The 15,866-nt window shown below is 59.6% G+C and carries 12 protein-coding genes; 7 read left to right on the plus strand and 5 right to left on the minus strand.

What is annotated here, in order from left to right:
* Positions 1 to 262: 262 nt before the first annotated feature.
* The 4 genes from Q0J60_RS05205 to Q0J60_RS05220 all read left to right on the plus strand — a co-directional run bounded on the left by Q0J60_RS05205 (position 263) and on the right by Q0J60_RS05220 (position 5,055).
* Positions 263 to 1,159 carry a methylenetetrahydrofolate reductase gene (locus Q0J60_RS05205; protein WP_294439195.1) on the plus strand — a complete coding sequence of 299 codons (897 nt, stop codon included), beginning with the start codon at positions 263 to 265 and terminating at the stop codon, positions 1,157 to 1,159.
* Complete coding sequence (locus Q0J60_RS05210) at positions 1,153 to 1,989, plus strand: vitamin B12 dependent methionine synthase (RefSeq protein WP_294439196.1); 837 nt, start codon at positions 1,153 to 1,155, stop codon at positions 1,987 to 1,989. The genes Q0J60_RS05205 and Q0J60_RS05210 overlap by 7 nt, the downstream gene beginning before the upstream one ends.
* Complete coding sequence (locus tag Q0J60_RS05215) at positions 1,977 to 4,589, plus strand: homocysteine S-methyltransferase family protein (RefSeq protein ID WP_294439198.1); 2,613 nt, start codon at positions 1,977 to 1,979, stop codon at positions 4,587 to 4,589. The genes Q0J60_RS05210 and Q0J60_RS05215 overlap by 13 nt, the downstream gene beginning before the upstream one ends.
* A gap of 166 nt (positions 4,590 to 4,755) precedes the next feature.
* Positions 4,756 to 5,055, plus strand: a complete 300-nt coding sequence (locus Q0J60_RS05220; RefSeq protein ID WP_294439199.1) for a CDP-alcohol phosphatidyltransferase — start codon at positions 4,756 to 4,758, stop codon at positions 5,053 to 5,055.
* Between the two features lie 197 nt (positions 5,056 to 5,252).
* On the opposite strand, the gene Q0J60_RS05225 is transcribed toward Q0J60_RS05220, so the two are convergent.
* Positions 5,253 to 6,092, minus strand: a complete 840-nt coding sequence (locus tag Q0J60_RS05225; protein WP_294439201.1) for a DegV family protein — start codon at positions 6,090 to 6,092, stop codon at positions 5,253 to 5,255.
* Positions 6,093 to 6,267: 175 nt separating this feature from the next.
* On the opposite strand from Q0J60_RS05225, the gene Q0J60_RS05230 reads away from it, so the two are divergent.
* The 3 genes from Q0J60_RS05230 to Q0J60_RS05240 all read left to right on the plus strand — a co-directional run bounded on the left by Q0J60_RS05230 (position 6,268) and on the right by Q0J60_RS05240 (position 10,441).
* Positions 6,268 to 6,867: a TetR/AcrR family transcriptional regulator gene (locus Q0J60_RS05230; RefSeq protein WP_294439203.1), complete on the plus strand. Its 600-nt coding sequence runs from the start codon at positions 6,268 to 6,270 to the stop codon at positions 6,865 to 6,867.
* A gap of 380 nt (positions 6,868 to 7,247) precedes the next feature.
* On the plus strand, positions 7,248 to 9,785 hold the full coding sequence (locus tag Q0J60_RS05235) for a DNA topoisomerase I (protein WP_294439205.1): 2,538 nt from the start codon (positions 7,248 to 7,250) through the stop codon (positions 9,783 to 9,785).
* Between the two features lie 17 nt (positions 9,786 to 9,802).
* Positions 9,803 to 10,441: a lactate utilization protein gene (locus tag Q0J60_RS05240; RefSeq protein ID WP_294439207.1), complete on the plus strand. Its 639-nt coding sequence runs from the start codon at positions 9,803 to 9,805 to the stop codon at positions 10,439 to 10,441.
* A gap of 160 nt (positions 10,442 to 10,601) precedes the next feature.
* On the opposite strand, the gene Q0J60_RS05245 is transcribed toward Q0J60_RS05240, so the two are convergent.
* The 4 genes from Q0J60_RS05245 to Q0J60_RS05260 form a co-directional block, all read right to left on the minus strand.
* On the minus strand, positions 10,602 to 11,183 hold the full coding sequence (locus tag Q0J60_RS05245) for a 4Fe-4S dicluster domain-containing protein (protein ID WP_294439209.1): 582 nt from the start codon (positions 11,181 to 11,183) through the stop codon (positions 10,602 to 10,604).
* Positions 11,184 to 11,196: 13 nt separating this feature from the next.
* Positions 11,197 to 13,779 (minus strand): molybdopterin-dependent oxidoreductase, encoded by a 2,583-nt coding sequence (locus tag Q0J60_RS05250; protein WP_294439211.1) that lies wholly within the window; start codon positions 13,777 to 13,779, stop codon positions 11,197 to 11,199.
* Between the two features lie 254 nt (positions 13,780 to 14,033).
* Positions 14,034 to 14,732, minus strand: coding sequence for a response regulator transcription factor (locus Q0J60_RS05255; RefSeq protein ID WP_294439212.1), 699 nt, complete (start codon positions 14,730 to 14,732; stop codon positions 14,034 to 14,036).
* Positions 14,729 to 15,866: sensor histidine kinase KdpD (locus Q0J60_RS05260; RefSeq protein ID WP_294439214.1), on the minus strand; the 1,138-nt coding region annotated here is incomplete at its 5' end. The genes Q0J60_RS05255 and Q0J60_RS05260, both read right to left, overlap by 4 nt.

A 15,866-nucleotide genomic window follows, 5' to 3' on the forward strand; every position in this document is an offset into this window, starting at 1 on the left:
AAATCGGGCCGCTTAAGGCGTTTGGGAGCGGATTCGGGACGAATTGCGGCGTGTTTACCAAAGCTAACAGCAGATTTCCGAAAATTTTTGCGCCAAATTCAGAATGAGCCTGCACTACGCGTCGCTAAGCACCCGCGACATCCGGGCTAACGTTCGTTTCAACTGCGTTTCTCGTGCGTGTTGCATACGGATTCTCTATCGCTCGTCGGTATAATGAATCGCTTACATATAACGATGCCCATTCGAAGAAAGCGAGCCCGCTATGCATATCGTCGATGTCTTCCAGGCCGACGGCCTGCCCGTTTCATTCGAGATCTTTCCGCCCAAGGGCGAGCTTCCCATGGAGGAGGCGCGCGAGGTGGTGTCGGGGTTGGCGTCGCTTAACCCCGCGTTCGTTTCGGTGACGTATTCGGCGGGCGGCGGCGGCAACAGCGGCCGCACCATCGATGTGGCGCGCATGATGAACGATGAGTTCAATCTGACCTCTATGGCGCATTTGACCTGCATGAATGCTACGCGCGAGGGAATTGCCGAAACGCTTGGCGCCATGAAGGCCGCAGGCATTCAGAATGTGCTCGCATTGCGTGGCGATGCCGTCGAGGGCATGACGACCAATGATTTCAAGTTCGCGAAAGACCTCATTCCGCTTGTGCGTGAGGCGGGCTTTTGCGTAGGCGCGGCGGCGTATCCCGAGGGACATGTGACGTGTCTCGATTTCGAGGAGAGCATCGAGCACCTCAAACAGAAGCAAGACGCCGGTGCCGAGTTCTTCGTGTCGCAGCTGTTCTTCGACAACGAGTGCGCGCTGCGCTTCCTGGACCATGCTCATCTTGCCGGTATCGAGGTGCCTATCACGCTCGGCGTGATGCCTTTTATGTCGAAGTCCCAGATCACGCGCATGGTGTTCATGTGCGGCGCCAGCCTGCCTTCGCCCGTGGTGAAGCTGCTTGCCCGCTATGAGGACGACTCCAAGAGCCTGCGCGCCGCCGGCATCGAGTACGCATGCAAGCAGCTGGTGGGCCTGGCCGAGGCGGGCGTGGACGGCGTGCATGTGTACACGATGAACAAGCCCGATGTCGCTGCTGCGGCCGTGGAAGCGCTGGGTATGGCCGGCTTTGGCCCGAAAGCCGCAAAGGCTGCGGATGGAGCGTCATGCTAGAAGAACATTCCGCTTCAGGCCCGGCGCAGCCGGTTGCGGCGACAAAGGATGCCTCAGGTGAATCCCGCGAGGTTGAAAACGGAACGCAGCGGGCTTTGAACGGAGCAGGTCGCTTAAGCGAAGCCGCCGTTGCAGTTGAGGGCGCGAAGGTCGATCGGGGCGAGATGCTTCGCTACCTGGGCCATGCGGGGCAAGAGATTGCGCCCGAGCTTGCCGCGCGTATCGATGGGGCCGTCGAGCTTTGCGAGCGCACGTCTGCGCCGCGGTTTTCCTGGCGCACGTTTCCGGTTCGCCGCGGCTATGATGACCAGGGAAAACCCGTATTGAAGCTTGAAGGTAGCACGCTGGAGCTTCCCGGAGCTGACATTTCCGCTCATCTTGAGGGCGCGACGGAGTGCGTGGTTCTGGCGTGCACGCTGGGGCTCTCCAACGAGCGCGAGGCGCGCCGTCTTGCGGCGGTCGATGCCACGACGGCCGCGCTTTTCAGTGCAGCGGGTTCGGCTCTCGTGGAAACGGTTGCCGATATGTGCAGTGCCGATGCGCTCGCCGCGGCGAAGGAGCGTGGGCTCACCGCCGGCTCTCGATTCAGCCCTGGATACGGCGATTTGCCGCTCTCCGTCCAACCGCACATCGTGCGCATCTTGGGTGCCGACAGGCGCATAGGTATGACGCCCACGCAAGGCGGATTCGTGGTGCCGGCCAAGAGCGTTACGGCATTTATGGGGCTGTTCGAGGGGCCGCGCGCTGCGGTCGACCGACGATCGTGCGTCGCTTGTCCCGCACGCGAACGCTGCATGTTGAGAAAGATGGGAACACCATGCTACCGATAACCAATGCCATTCAAAACCTGCGCGAACAGGGAAAGCCCTGCGGCGCGGAAGCCTTACGCGAAGCCGGCGCGCTGTGCGATTCGAAGCGTTTGCGCATCAAGGACGAATATCTTGCGCGCGTGCTGGCGGGCGAGGAGTATCTGCTGTTCGACGGCGCGATGGGCACTATGCTGCAGGGGGCGGGCCTCGCTGCGGGCGAGCTGCCTGAGCTTCTGTGCCTGACCAATCCGCAGGAGGTCACTGCCATCCACCGCGCTTACGTGGAAGCGGGAAGTCAGGCCGTCACCACCAACACGTTTGGGGCCAATGCACGCAAGCTGGGCGATGCGGCACGTGTGGACGAGGTATTCAAGGCCGCGGTCGAATGCGTTCGCGCATCGGGCGCCCGTTACGTGGCGGCCGACATAGGACCTACGGGCGCGCTCTTGGAGCCGCTGGGCACGCTGCCGTTTGATGAGGCGTATGACCTGTTCGCAGAACAGGTGCGCGCAGCCGCAGCGGCAGGTGCCGACATCATCCTCATTGAGACGATGGCCGATCTTCTCGAGATGAAGGCCGCGGTGCTTGCCGCTAAAGAAAACTGCAACCTGCCGGTGTTCGCCACCATGACGTTCGAAGAGGACGGGCGCACGTTCCTGGGCACAAGCCCTCGAATCGCTGCCATGACACTTGCGGCCCTGGGCGTGCAGGCATTGGGCGTGAACTGTTCGCTTGGCCCGGCGGAGCTGCTCCCCATCGTGCGCGAGATGGCGGCCGCCGCGTCGTGTCCGATTATGGTGCAAGCGAATGCGGGGCTCCCCAAGATGGTCGATGGGCACACGGTGTACGAGGTGACTCCTGAAAGCTACGCGCGCGATGCCGCTGCGTTGATCGAGGCGGGGGCGAGTATCGTGGGCGGTTGCTGCGGTACGAGCCCTGCATATATCAGCCAGCTCTCTGCGCTTGTGGAGAGGCATCGTCCCGTGCCGCGCGACGTACGTGCGCTGTGTGGCGTGACCAGCGCAAACCGCGCTGTAGTGCTTGAGGGGCGCGACGTGGCCGTCATCGGCGAGCGCATCAACCCCACGGGCAAGAAGCGCCTCAAGGAGGCGCTGCGCACGGGCAACGTGGACTACATCCTGAACGAAGCCATCGGTCAGACTGAGGCGGGGGCCGACATCCTGGACGTGAACGCCGGCCTGCCCGAACTTGACGAAGCAGCTGTGCTGTGCGATCTGGTGGGCCGCATCCAAAGCGTCACGGGCTGCCCGCTGCAGATCGACTCGTCCGACCCTGCGGCGGTGGAGGCGGCGGTGCGCGTGTATGCCGGCAAACCCATCGTGAACTCCGTGAACGGTAAGCGCGAGAATCTTGAGGCCGTGCTGCCCGTGGTGAAGCACTACGGCTGCGCTGTGATAGGCCTCACGCTCGACGAGAACGGCATTCCGCCTACCGCGGAGGAGCGCTTCGCCATCGCCGAACGCATCGTGCGCACCGCCGAGAGCTACGGCATTCCGCGCGAGGACGTGTTCATCGACTGCCTGGTGATGGCCGCCGCCACCAATCAGTCCGAAGTGGTCGAAATTCTGCGCGCCATCACCATGTGCAAGGAACGGTTGGGCGTGCGCACCGTACTGGGCGTGTCCAACGTGAGCTTCGGCCTGCCGCTGCGCGAGGTAGTGAACGCGACGTTTCTTTCGGCAGCGTTTGCGGCCGGCCTCGACATGCCCATTCTGAATCCCAATTCCGCCCGCTATCGCGAGGCGGTTGACTCCTGGCGTGTGCTGTGCGGGCAGGACGCGGGAGCCCGCCATTATGTGGAGGAATACGCTGGGCGCACGCTGAGCCCGTCGTCGGCCCCGGCAGGTGCGTCGGGTGCGGCCGGGGGCGCACAGGCGGGAAGCGCGCAGCCTGGAGGCGCGGCGGGGTCTGCGGCTTCGGGCGTTGCGCCGTCGGCATCCAATGCGACGGCGGAAGCGAACGCCGATCCCGAATCGCAGCTGCGCCACTGCATCGTGTCGGGGCGTCGCGCCCAGGCGGCGGATGCGGTGCGCACGCTCTTGGCGATGCACGACCCCATGGACATCATCGATGCCATGCTTATTCCCGCACTCGATGAGGTGGGGGATAAGTTCGAGCGCGGAACGTTCTTCCTGCCGCAGCTCATGGCCTCCGCCGAGGCGGCCAAGCCGGGCTTCGACGTGATTCGCGAGGCCGCCCCTGCCGATGCGACCGCCACCAAGGGCGAGCTTGCACTGGCAACCGTCAAGGGCGATATCCACGACATCGGCAAGAACATCGTGCGCATGCTGCTCGAAAACTACGGTTACAAGGTGTATGACCTGGGGCGTGACGTTGATCCCCAGGCGGTGGTGGATTGCGTGCGCGAGCGGGGCCTCAAGCTGGTGGGCCTTTCCGCGCTCATGACTACCACGGTGCGCGGCATGGAGGAGACCATCCGCCTGCTGCGCGAGCAGACGCCCGATGTACAGGTGTTCGTGGGCGGCGCCGTGCTCACGCCTGAGTACGCGCAGATGGTGGGAGCCGATTACTACGCGAAGGACGCGGCCGAGTCGGCCAAGCTGTGCGCGAAGGTGTTCGGGGAAAACCACGGGGAGTAGGGCGCTTGGCGCGCGAGCCCGAGAAAACCTAAAAGCGGAGCGCACGACGGCCGTTTCTATAGTAAGATAGATTCATCGTTAAGAAACGGCGCTTGGGCGTCGTAGGACAACCGAGGAAAGGGCAGCGCGAATCTATTCGCCGAAGCCCTCAATGAGAGGAGACGCCATGGGACTGCAGGCTGAGGAGACGCTTGAAATCGCGGATTTCGACGAGCTCTCCAATTACCTCCGTGCGCATACGCGCGTGTTCATGGAAGTCGAAGGCAAGACGTTCTATCTCACCCACACCGATGGGTATTGGCGTGCGCAGGATTGCGCCGTGATGAATGACAAGGGGCATTTCACCGACTGCTCCGATCTCGTTCCCACGCTGAGCGAGTTCATGGCTCTGAAGTGGCTGGACGGCAAGTCCGTGGAGGAAGTCTACGGCGATGCCAAGTTCTATAAATCTATTCAGGAAGATTAATCGTTACGCCGGCTTTCCAGCCGGCGTAACTGCTCTATGAGACGCTGCGACGCTGCGGCCCGCTCTCGCACCGAATCTTCGCGCGTTCTCGCAGGCTTGCGTACGAAGTACGCGGCGCCTCCGAGAACCCACGAATCTCCGGTGCGAGAGCGGGCCTCGCTGTTTCGTTCCGATTCCGCAGCTTAATGCGGCCTTCTTTATTTTGTCAGGAACGCGTAGCCGAAACAGCCGGGGCCTAGGTGGGCGCCTACGGTGCCGCTGATCTGGCAGACGCGCGCGTTCTTAGAGTCGAGTCCAAACTTCTCGATCGTCTCTTCGGCGAATTTCTCGGCCAAATCGCGGCGGTCGGCGTACACGAAATAGATTGGCCACGACGTGTCAAGATGCTCCGGGTCAAGGCGTTTCCAGATGGCTTTCTTCGCCGCCGCGGTTCCTCGGGCGGCGGTGGGGCTCATGAGCACGCCGTCTTCCACGGCGACGAGCGGCTTGATCTTCAGCAGGTTGCCGATGCGTGCGAGCGACGCGGGGATGCGCCCGCCCTTTTGCAGATAGGTGAGGGTGTCCAGGATGCCGCTGATCTGAATGCGCTCGCTGAATGCCTGGATAGCCTCGACGGTCTCTTCAAGCGATTTTCCCTCATCGCGCAGGCGGCATGCGTATTCCACCACCATGCGCTCGCTCACGATCGCCTGGCGCGAATCGACCACCGCAACGCGGTCGTAGCCCGACAGCTTTGCCGCCAGACGCGCCGATTCCGCCGAACCCGAGATGGTGGAAGTCAAGGCGATTACCAGGGCGTCCTCGTCGCGCTCCTGCGCTTCCTGGATGTGCTCGAGGAAGCATTCCGGCGAAGGCTGGCTGGTCTTGGGAAACTCGTCGCCGCCGGTGAGCAGCCGATAGAACCGGTCAAGGTCTTCGGGCGTGTTGCGGTTGCAGTGCTCATCGCCAAAGGAGATGTCGAACGGTGCCAGGCGCACGTCGAGCTCCTTTGCTTCGCTTTCCAGGATGTCCGATGCGGTGTCGGTGATTATGATCATCGCAATCCTCGCTCTAAGAAAAGGGAATTGACCGTCTTGCGATGAATTCCCATATGATACAAAATGTCTCATATGCTATCTTAGCGGCGCAGCTTCGAGCGTCAATGAATCCATGTGATACAGTTGCGCGCCGAATGTCTCGCAAGAAGTCCGGTGCTTACGTAGGGGAGGAATGATGGCGGCTCGCAATAAACGCACGCTGGCGAACGAGCGCACCAAGCGGCGCATTATCCGCTCGCTTTTGCGCCTCATGAACGAGAAGCATTTCTCCGACATTACGGTGAGCGACATCGTCGCCCGCGCCGGCGTGGCACGCGCGTCGTACTACCGCAACTTCGAGTCAAAGGAAGACGTTATCGCTACGGCGGGCGCCATCATCATCGACGACTTTCGCCAGAAGACCATCGGCGAAAACCGCAGCGTACTGGAATACGACAGCATCCTGCGCATGTTCCGCTACTTTCGCGCGTACCGATCCACGCTGCTCACGCTGCATAAGGCGGGGTTCACGGCGCTGTACATGCGCATGTTCGGCGAATTCATCGAAGACGCGGCGGGCGACATGCCTTACGACAACATTCTGCGCTACTGCCTGCCGTTTTATTCGGGTGCGGTGTTCACCGTGTTCGTGACATGGCTCGAGGAGGGTATGAAAGAAACGCCCGAAGAGATGGCGTCGCTGTTCCATCGTATGATGAAGGGGGCGATGGGGGCGGTCGCTTCGGCCTATGCGCCGTCCTTGCCGCAGTCCACGAGCATGGATATTTCGGTGTAGACGGCGTTTTTGAAATCGCCGCCGTAGAGCGAAAGCACTTCGTTGTGCGGGGCGTTCGAAAGGTGTCGGCCTTGAGGGCAGGGCTGTATGTTACTGTCGATGTCAGCGGAGCCCGCCTAGGTAAGGGGCCAAACTACACGAGGTTACTGCGGGTGATGCCGATTATCATTTTGGAGCGGTGCTATTCACGCCGCTCTTCCTGTTTTCACGGTCATCCTTTCCTTCATATATATGCTTTCAAGGTTTCGGTTCGGCATCATTGCCTCAAAATCGTGTATCCTAATGCACCGATTCGTCTACTTCGTGTGGCTTTTGCCGATGAGCCGGATTTGCTGCACGCTGTTTGAGCATATTTCGCATCAGCATCGGAGGGATTCACGTTGAAGCTGGTCGTCACCGAGAAAAACATTGCAGCGCAGAAGATCGCCGACCTTTTGGGGGTGGGCAAGCCCAAGGCCGACAAGGTGTACAACACGCCTGTCTATCGCTTTACGCGCGACGGCGAGGAGTGGGTGACCATTGGTCTGCGCGGTCACATCCTTGAGCCTGACTTCATGCCGTCCATCGTTTACAGCAAGAAGGACGGCTGGCAGGGCGTCAACGCGGAGGGCGAGGTGCGCCCGGCCGATATCCCCGACTTCCTTCCTAAGCCGCCGTTCAAAACCAAGCGCAAGCCCTTCACGGCCGACGGCGTGCAGATGGGTGCCTGGAAGATGGGCGCGCTGCCGTATCTGGCCTATGCGCCCATCGAGAAGCTGCCCAAGGAAAAGGACATCATCCGCAGCCTGAAGAACCTCGCCAAGAAGGCCGACGACATCATCATCGCCACCGACTTCGACCGCGAAGGCGAACTCATCGGCTCCGACGCGCTCAGCTGCATCAAGGAGGTCAACACCACAGCTCCCGTGTCGCGTGCGCGCTATTCCGCCATCACCAAGGAGGAGATTACGCACGCGTTCACCAATCTGGTGGCGCTGGATGAGAACCTCGCGCAGGCGGGCGAAAGTCGCCAGGACATCGACCTTATCTGGGGCGCGGTGCTCACGCGCTACCTGACTATTGTGAAGTTTGCGGGCTACGGCAACGTGCGCAGCTCCGGACGCGTGCAAACTCCCACGCTCGCGCTCATTGTGGCGCGCGAGCGCGAGCGCATGGCGTTCGTGCCTGAGGATTATTGGGTAATCAAGGCGGGCTTCCAGCACGGCACCGATGAGTTCGAGGCCACGCACGCAACGGCGCGCTTCAAGAGTGAGGCCGAGGCCAACGCCGTGATGGCGCACGTGGAGGGCGTATCGTGCGGCACCGTCGCCTCTATCGAGAAGCGCAAGCGCACCGTGGCCGCCCCCGTGCCGTTCAACACCACGAGCCTCATGGCGGCCGCAGCGGCAGAGGGGCTTTCTCCCGCGCGCACCATGCGCATCGCCGAGAGCCTGTACATGGATGGCTACATCAGCTATCCTCGTGTGGATAACACGGTGTACCCTGAGTCGCTCGATCTGGCGGGCACGGTCAAGCGCCTGTCCGAGGTGCCGGCCTACCGCTCGTACTGCCAGGAGCTGCTCAAGAAGGGCGCGCTCACGGCCACGCGCGGCAAGAAGGAGACCACCGACCATCCGCCTATCCATCCCACGGCTGCGGCTGACCCCGACAAGCTGGGCGGCCCGGAATGGAAGCTCTACAACCTGATCGCGCGCCGCTTCCTCGCCACGCTTTCCGACGCGGCGGTGGTGGAGGGTACCAAGGTCACGGTGGACGTGAACGGCGAGCCGTTCGTCACGCGCGGCGACGTGCTGGTGAAGCCGGGCTTCCGCGCGATCTATCCCTACGGCCTCAAGAAGGACGAGCAGCTTCCCGCGCTCGACGAGGGCATGACGGTGGACTTCAAGGGCGCTACGTGCACCAAGAAGCAGACCGAGCCGCCGGCGCGCTACAGCCAGGGCAAGCTCATCCAGGAGATGGAGCGCCTGGGGCTTGGCACCAAAGCCACGCGACATGCGATTATAGAACGTCTATACACTGTAAAGTACATTCAAAACGACCCCATCGAGCCTAGTCAGCTGGGTATTGCAGTATGCGATGCGCTGGGTCGTTTCGCACCGCAAATCACTACGCCCGATATGACGGCAACGCTCGAAGAGGACATGGACGGCATCGCCAACGGCACCAAGACGCGCCGCGAGGTGGTGGCTCTGTCGCGCGATATTCTGAATGACGTTCTGCGCGAGCTCCTGCCGCATTCCGAAGAGGTCAAGGAGGCGCTGTCCGACGCTGTGGCTGCGGATGCGTACGTGGGCCCGTGCCCCAAGTGCGGCAAGGATCTGCAGCTGCGCGCCTCGTCCAAGACGCGCTCCATGTTCATCGGCTGCGCCGGCTGGCCCGAGTGCGACGTGACCTATCCTTTGCCCAAGGGCAAGATCGAGGCGGTGGAGGAGAAGTGCCCCACGTGCGGCATGCCGCAGATCAAGGTGACGGCTTTCCGCTCCAAGCCGCGCGTCATGTGCATCGATCCCAACTGTCCCACCAACCAGGAACCCGATGTGGTGGTGGGCACGTGTCCCACGTGCGCTGCCAAGGGGCTGGACAAGAAGCTGATCGCGTCCAAGAACCCGCGCACTTTGAAGCGCTTCATCCGCTGCGAAAACTACGACGAGTGCAACACCAGCTATCCGCTGCCCCAGTACGGCGAGCTTATCGCCACCGAGGAAGTGTGCGAGCATTGCGGCGCGCCTATGGTGGTGGTGAAGACCGCTCGCGGCCCCTGGAAGCTCTGCCCCAACTTCGACTGCCCTGGCAAGGAGAAGGAGGCCGAGGAGAAAGAGGCTAAGGCGGCCGCGAAGAAGAGCGGCGCCAAGACGGCTGCAAAGGCAAAATCCACGGCCAAGAAGACGTCGACCAAGAAACCCGCAGCGAAGAAATAGCGTGAAGGGGAGGAATCATGACCGATCCGCGCAAAGTGGCGTTTGCCGCAACCGCCAAAACCATCATCAAGCAGCTTGAGCGCCGCAACATGGAGGGCTACTTCTGCGAGGATAGCGCGGCTGCGGTGGAGCTGGTGAAAACTCTCGTGCCGCAGGGCTCATCCATCGGATGGGGAGGCACGGTCACGTTCGAACAGACGGGCGTGAAGGCTATGCTTCAGGCGGGGGATTACCGCCTGCTCGATCGCTCCACGGCGAACGGCCCCGAGGAGTTGCGCGCCATGTATCTCGCGCACCTCGGTGCCGACTGCTTTTTCATGGGCGCGAACGCCATCACCCGCGCCGGCGAGTTGGTGAACATCGACGGCAACTCCAACCGTCTGGCCTGCCTGCTGTACGGCCCACGTCAGGTCATCGTGCTCGTGGGCATGAACAAGGTGGTGCAGGACGTGGACGCCGGCGTGAAGCGCATCCAGACCATGGCATGCCCGCCCAATGCGACGCGCCTGCATGCGGGAACCCCTTGCGAGCGTGTGGGCGTGTGCGCCCAGTGCCACGAGGAAGGCTGCATGTGCTGCAACATCGTGGTCACGCGCCACAACCGCCATGCCGGCCGCGTCAAGGTGATCCTGATCGCGGAGGATCTGGGCTTCTAGCGCTCTTCGTAGTCATGGCGTGAAAATATCAAGGTGTTGGGCCGCGTATGCTAGAGCTTTGGCGCATAAGCGCTGGCGTTTTGTCGCCAAATAAGGAAAGCCCCCAATCAGGTATTGCCTAATCGGGGGCTTTCGGTGGAGGGGGGATGCCACAGACGCGTTACTCGAGGCTTGTGGGAAGGATGTAGTACACCGAGGGGTTGGTGCCGCTTTCTTCCTTATAAACCTGTGCACTGTTCTCAGCTATGAGAGCAGATACTTCGCTGTTCGGATCAGAGATTATTCCGAAATGGCGAACGCGTGCAGGGCAGGCTGCGACGCAATACGGATCCTTGCCGTTTTCGACGCGTCCAGCACAGAAATTGCATTTCTCTACCACTTTTTCATCCTCGTTGGCAACGGGGATGTCATAGGGGCAAGCATTGATGCATGAGTCGCATCCGATGCAGATGTCTCGATCAACGGAGACGATGCCGGTCTCTTCATTTTTGTGCATTGCACCGGTGGGACAGCTTGCCACGCAAAGCGGAGATGCGCAATGGTTGCACAGAGTGGGGCGGAACGCCATGGAGACCTTTTCTCCGCTGACGGGCATGTACAGCTGTTGCTCGTTGTAGTCGATCACATGGTTCCAGAAGTTGTCTCCAGCAACCTCATTGGATGTTTTACAGCTGAGGACGCAAGTTTGGCATCCCGTGCAGCCGCGCAAGTCAATGACCATGCCATATTGGGTATCACTCATGTCGGTCAGCCTCCTATGCCTTCTCGACTTCAACGCGGACGTCGTAGAATGCTGCGTTGGTCATGCTGATTGCTTCCTCCGCCGGGTTCTTGACGTAGTGGGTCAAGAATTGGTAATGGCCCTCGATGAAGTCATCGGGCGACCATCCTTGGGACATCGCCGTCGTTCCGGCGATGATGCCAGGGGTAACGAAAGCCTTCACCTTGCATTCACCGCGATTGTTGAAAACACGTACCACATCGTCGTGAGCAATGCCGCGTGCCGCCGCGTCGTCCTGATTGATGTATAGATGCGGTTCGGCTTCTAGGACATCCAGGGATTTGATGCCGGAATGCTGGGAGTGAACCTGGCGACGATCGTGGTATTGGATGAAGTTAAGCGGGTACTGGTCTGCGAATTCGTTTTCGGGGTTGTCCTCGCCTCTCAGGTATGTGGGAACCTGTCCGCCGAACGGGATAAGCGTTTCGGTGTAAAACTCGAAACGTCCAGTTGCCGTGCTGAACTTTTTGTCGCCGAGCGGATAGGTGGGCCTATCGTAAATTCCATCGGCGCGTGCCGCGATGCCGGCGTTGATCAACTCTTCTACATCGAGGTGCTCGAAAGCGTAGTGCTTGCTGTCGAGCATGGTGCGAAGCCATTCCTCGTCGGTCTTGGTCCAATCGTCGCCAACCCCAACCTTCGGCGCAAGTAAAGTCATGATCTCGACATCGGATTTGCTTTCGCCCACGTGATCGATTGCCGGCTTGTTGACCCTGATGTAGGCTCCGCTGCTCTTCGCATCCCAGTTCTCGAGCCATGTGGTGGCAGGAAGCACGAGGTCGGAATAATTGGTCGTCCAAGTCCAGAACGGGTCGGCGGTGACGATGAAGTCGATTGCGGGGAACACCTCGTCGATAATCTTATGGGCGTCGGGGCTCATATTGATGAAGTTCGACGTTGCTATATAGAGGAAATCGATCGGCACGGGGTCTCCGGTGATTGCGGCGTCGTAAATCTGCGAAGAGCGGAAGACGCGTGCCGCCTCGAACTCCTCTTCGCGCGGGGTGAACATGGCGAGCGTGCCGCTTGAGAAGCTGTTGTACGACGAGCCGTCTCCGACATCGCTCCACTCGTCGGTGTTGAAAAGCGCAGCAGCGGCGGTGGTAAAGTCAGTTATAACGTTGGTGTCGATGGGGCTGCCGCCGTTGTTGCGAGAGCAACCGCCGCCGGCGCGTCCAATGTTTCCGCAAATGCCTGCGAGGGTAGCGATATTGCGGGAGGCTTCATATGAATAGTAGTAACGGCTCACGCCCTGGCGCGCCTGGAGAGCGCCAGGTTTCGCGTTGGCATACTCAAGCGCGATGCGTTCAATGGTTTCGCCGGGAATGCCTGTGACTTCGGAGGTACGCTCAAGCGTCCAGCTCGATGCCTCGGCGATGAGATCGTCGAGCGTGGGATGGCATGCTTCGCCATTGACCGTGAACGATCCGGTGAGGGCAAGCGTGCTTTCTGGGCCAGACGTGTTGTCGTCCTCTCCGCCTGCTTGGGCAGGGTCGATTTCGACCATGGAATTAGTTGCGGTATCCCAGGCGCAGTACTTGCCTTCGCTTGGATGGATATACTGTCCGGTCGCATCGGATACCAGAAGCGGGGCGCAGGAATAGTTTGCCAGCCAGGTCTTATCATGCAGGTCGTTATCGAAGATGACCTTCATCATGCCGAGAGCGAGTGCCGCATCAGTGCCGGGGTTGATCGGAATCCACTCATCGGCGATGGCGGCGGTCGAGCTCATACGGGGGTCGATGACAATCAGTTTGATGCCTTGCTCCTTGGCCTTGAGCAGGTATCGAAGCGTTGTCATGTGGGTGTCGGCTACGTTGGAGCCGAAAAGAATCAGGAGATTCGAATTCAAGTAGTCGGCGGGATCATGGCCGGGGTCGGGGCGTCCGGTCACCAGGTTGTACCCCATCGAAGAGCCATGATCGCCCATGATGCCCTCCATCGCCCATGTAGAGGCGCCGAGGCAGTGCGCCATACGCGCGGGCGCATACCACGAGAGCGTATTCATGTTGCCGGTAAAGATGTAGAAACTCGCCGCTTTCGGGTCTTTTGCCAGAGTGGCGTTAAGCTTCTCCGCCAGGATGTCGATTGCTTCGTCCCAGCTGATTCGCTCGAATTCGCCCGAGCCGCGCTCTCCTGTGCGTTTGTACGGGTACATGACACGTGCGTTCTCATCTTGGACTTTGGTCATGAATGCCATGCAACGTCCGCAAGCGTTGTTTTTCTCGGATGCTTGCGGTTGGTCACCGGGCTCGATGCGGACGATTTTGCCATCGCGCTTGTATCCCGTCAGAAAACAGCTATGGCAGTTATAGCCGCTTGTGATGTGAAATTCTTCGAGCTCCTCCTTTTGCGCAGCCGCTTCGCTGTCTTCGACATCGCCATCATCGCCGTCGTTTTGAGCGCTTTGCTTCGGTGCGCATCCTGCCAGCGCTAGCGCCGAGGCTCCTGCGGCGGCAGCGGCGACAAATGACCTTCTGCCGATGGCCTTCCCCTTACTTCCGGTTTGGTCGATACGGGCTTCGATGCCGATGTCCGTGGCGTCCTTCTTCGCCATGCCTCCCCCTTCTCGCGTACGGATAACAAAGTGCCTGGAATTGTGCGGAATCATCCGTGAATCAATTGTTTTACCAGGCAGAACGGCTATTTTGCCGGACATCGCTATCTTAGCAATCGATGTTTTGCGAGTGTTTAATGAAGCGCTTAGGAATTATTAACGAGTATTAACGAGGAGACGTCATTTTTTAATAAATGCGCTTGAGGCTGCCTCGGGGCGCAAAAGCGGGCAATTGTTCAGTGGTGGTCGCGATGTTAGACAAGGCGATAGCCGACGCCCCATTCAGTCAAGATATGTGTGGGATTTGAAGGGTCTGCTTCTATTTTTTCGCGCAGCTTGCGAATGAAGACGGCAACTACGCCAGCGCTTCCGTAATAATCGACGCCCCATACTGCATCAAGAATCTGCTGTCGGGTGAATACCGCGTCAGGGATGCTTGCTAAATGCACGAGTACGTCGTACTCGCGCGTGGTGAGATCAATCCGATTACCTCTCGCTATGACCTCTCGACTGCGCCGATTGATCACGAGGTCCCCGAGGGTGATGGTGCTGCTGTCTTCGGACCTCGCATCTACCGCGTGCGATTCCAATCGACTGCGGCGAAGGCATGAGTTCACGCGTAGCGTGAGTTCAGCGGGCTCGAATGGTTTGGTGATATAGTCGTCCGCTCCTAGTTTAAAGCCAAGTTTCTTGTCGATGAGGTCGTTTTTCGCGGATAGGAAAATCACGGGGACATCGGCGTTTTCGTCGCGAATTGCCGAACAGACCTCGTATCCGCCATGCCCTGGCATCATGATATCAAGAATGACGACGTCGAATCGCCGTTGATGCCAGATGCGAAGTGCTTCGTCTCCGTCCTTTGCTGTCGCTACGTCGTAACCTTCTTTCTGCATGTAGAAGCTCACGGCGTTGCGAATGCTAATCTCATCGTCCGCGATTAGGATTGCAGTCATTGTGCTTCCTCCCACTCCAGTTCGAAATCAGGTTTGCGGTAGGGAAGGCATACGGTGAAAATACTTCCTTCCCCAGGCTTGCTGCGCACGAGAATGGTGCCCCCATGAAGCTCGGTGTATTCTTTTGCGAGCGCAAGTCCCAGCCCACTCCCGCTTACTGGGCGCGACATTGAGCTTTCCGTCTGGCGGAATTTTTCGAACACCATTTGTTGCTCGTCTTCGGGGATGCCGCTTCCGTTGTCGATGACGTCGAACCGAATTGTGTCGGTCGGTTTGTCATGGTATACGCGGATGAGCACGCGTCCGCCCTCTGTTGAGTATTTGATAGCGTTCGAGCCTAGATTCTCAAGGATGTGCATGAGTTTGTTCTCGTCGGCAAGGAACAGGGGCACTTCGCCATCTGCGCGCCGCTTCAGGTCGATGCATTTCGCACGGGCAAGGGGTTCAAGTGTCCTTGCAAGTTCGTTGATGAGGTCGGTCGCATCGACGGTGCTGATTTCAAGTTTGACGGCTCCAGCTTCGAGACGTGCGGAGTCGAGAATGTTGTTGACCAGCTTCGAGAGCGAAATCGTGTTCGCTTGAATCATTTCGAGCATGTCCGCCTTTTGCTCGTGGTCGCAAGAAGAGTCTTTGAGTATATCGATGTATGCACGGATGGCGGTAAGCGGCGTCCTCAATTCGTGGCTCATCATGGTGAAGTAATGTGACTTGTATCGATCGTCTGCCTGAAGCTGCTGATTGACGTTTTCAAGTTCCTCAGCCTGCTTAACAAGCATCGAGTTTGCTTCAGCAAGCTGCTCGGTGCGTTGAGCGATTTTGTCTTCGAGGTTTTGGTGGAGGGAATCGAGTTCCTCTGCCATTTCGTTGACGTGTTCTGAAAGAGACTTCATCTCGTCGTGCGCGTGAACCGAGTCTGGGTTGATGCGGGCCTGGAAATTGCCGGCTCCGATTTCACTTACGGCGGTTTCCACTTTACTGAGGGGTCGAATCACATAGCGCATAGTCACGAAATATACGGTGAAAAGGCAGGCTGCAAGCATTGCGGCGGAGCTAAGCGCTTGGAGCGCCAGCTGGTGTCCATGGTCGTTTCGATACAGCTCAGTGGGGGGGGAGGTACTGGCGACGCCGACCAGG

Origin of the sequence: uncultured Slackia sp., assembly GCF_944321625.1 — a bacterium.
Classification (GTDB): domain Bacteria; phylum Actinomycetota; class Coriobacteriia; order Coriobacteriales; family Eggerthellaceae; genus Slackia.

Excerpts from the sequence above, each read along its gene's own strand:
- Q0J60_RS05205 (WP_294439195.1), top strand. The coding sequence starts at position 263 with ATGCATATCGTCGATGTCTTCCAGGCCGACGGCCTGCCCGTTTCATTC.
- Q0J60_RS05210 (WP_294439196.1), top strand. The coding sequence starts at position 1,153 with ATGCTAGAAGAACATTCCGCTTCAGGCCCGGCGCAGCCGGTTGCGGCG.
- Q0J60_RS05215 (WP_294439198.1), top strand. The coding sequence starts at position 1,977 with ATGCTACCGATAACCAATGCCATTCAAAACCTGCGCGAACAGGGAAAG.
- Q0J60_RS05220 (WP_294439199.1), top strand. The coding sequence starts at position 4,756 with ATGGGACTGCAGGCTGAGGAGACGCTTGAAATCGCGGATTTCGACGAG.
- Q0J60_RS05225 (WP_294439201.1), bottom strand. The coding sequence starts at position 6,092 with ATGATCATAATCACCGACACCGCATCGGACATCCTGGAAAGCGAAGCA.
- Q0J60_RS05230 (WP_294439203.1), top strand. The coding sequence starts at position 6,268 with ATGGCGGCTCGCAATAAACGCACGCTGGCGAACGAGCGCACCAAGCGG.
- Q0J60_RS05240 (WP_294439207.1), top strand. The coding sequence starts at position 9,803 with ATGACCGATCCGCGCAAAGTGGCGTTTGCCGCAACCGCCAAAACCATC.
- Q0J60_RS05245 (WP_294439209.1), bottom strand. The coding sequence starts at position 11,183 with ATGAGTGATACCCAATATGGCATGGTCATTGACTTGCGCGGCTGCACG.
- Q0J60_RS05250 (WP_294439211.1), bottom strand. The coding sequence starts at position 13,779 with ATGGCGAAGAAGGACGCCACGGACATCGGCATCGAAGCCCGTATCGAC.
- Q0J60_RS05255 (WP_294439212.1), bottom strand. The coding sequence starts at position 14,732 with ATGACTGCAATCCTAATCGCGGACGATGAGATTAGCATTCGCAACGCC.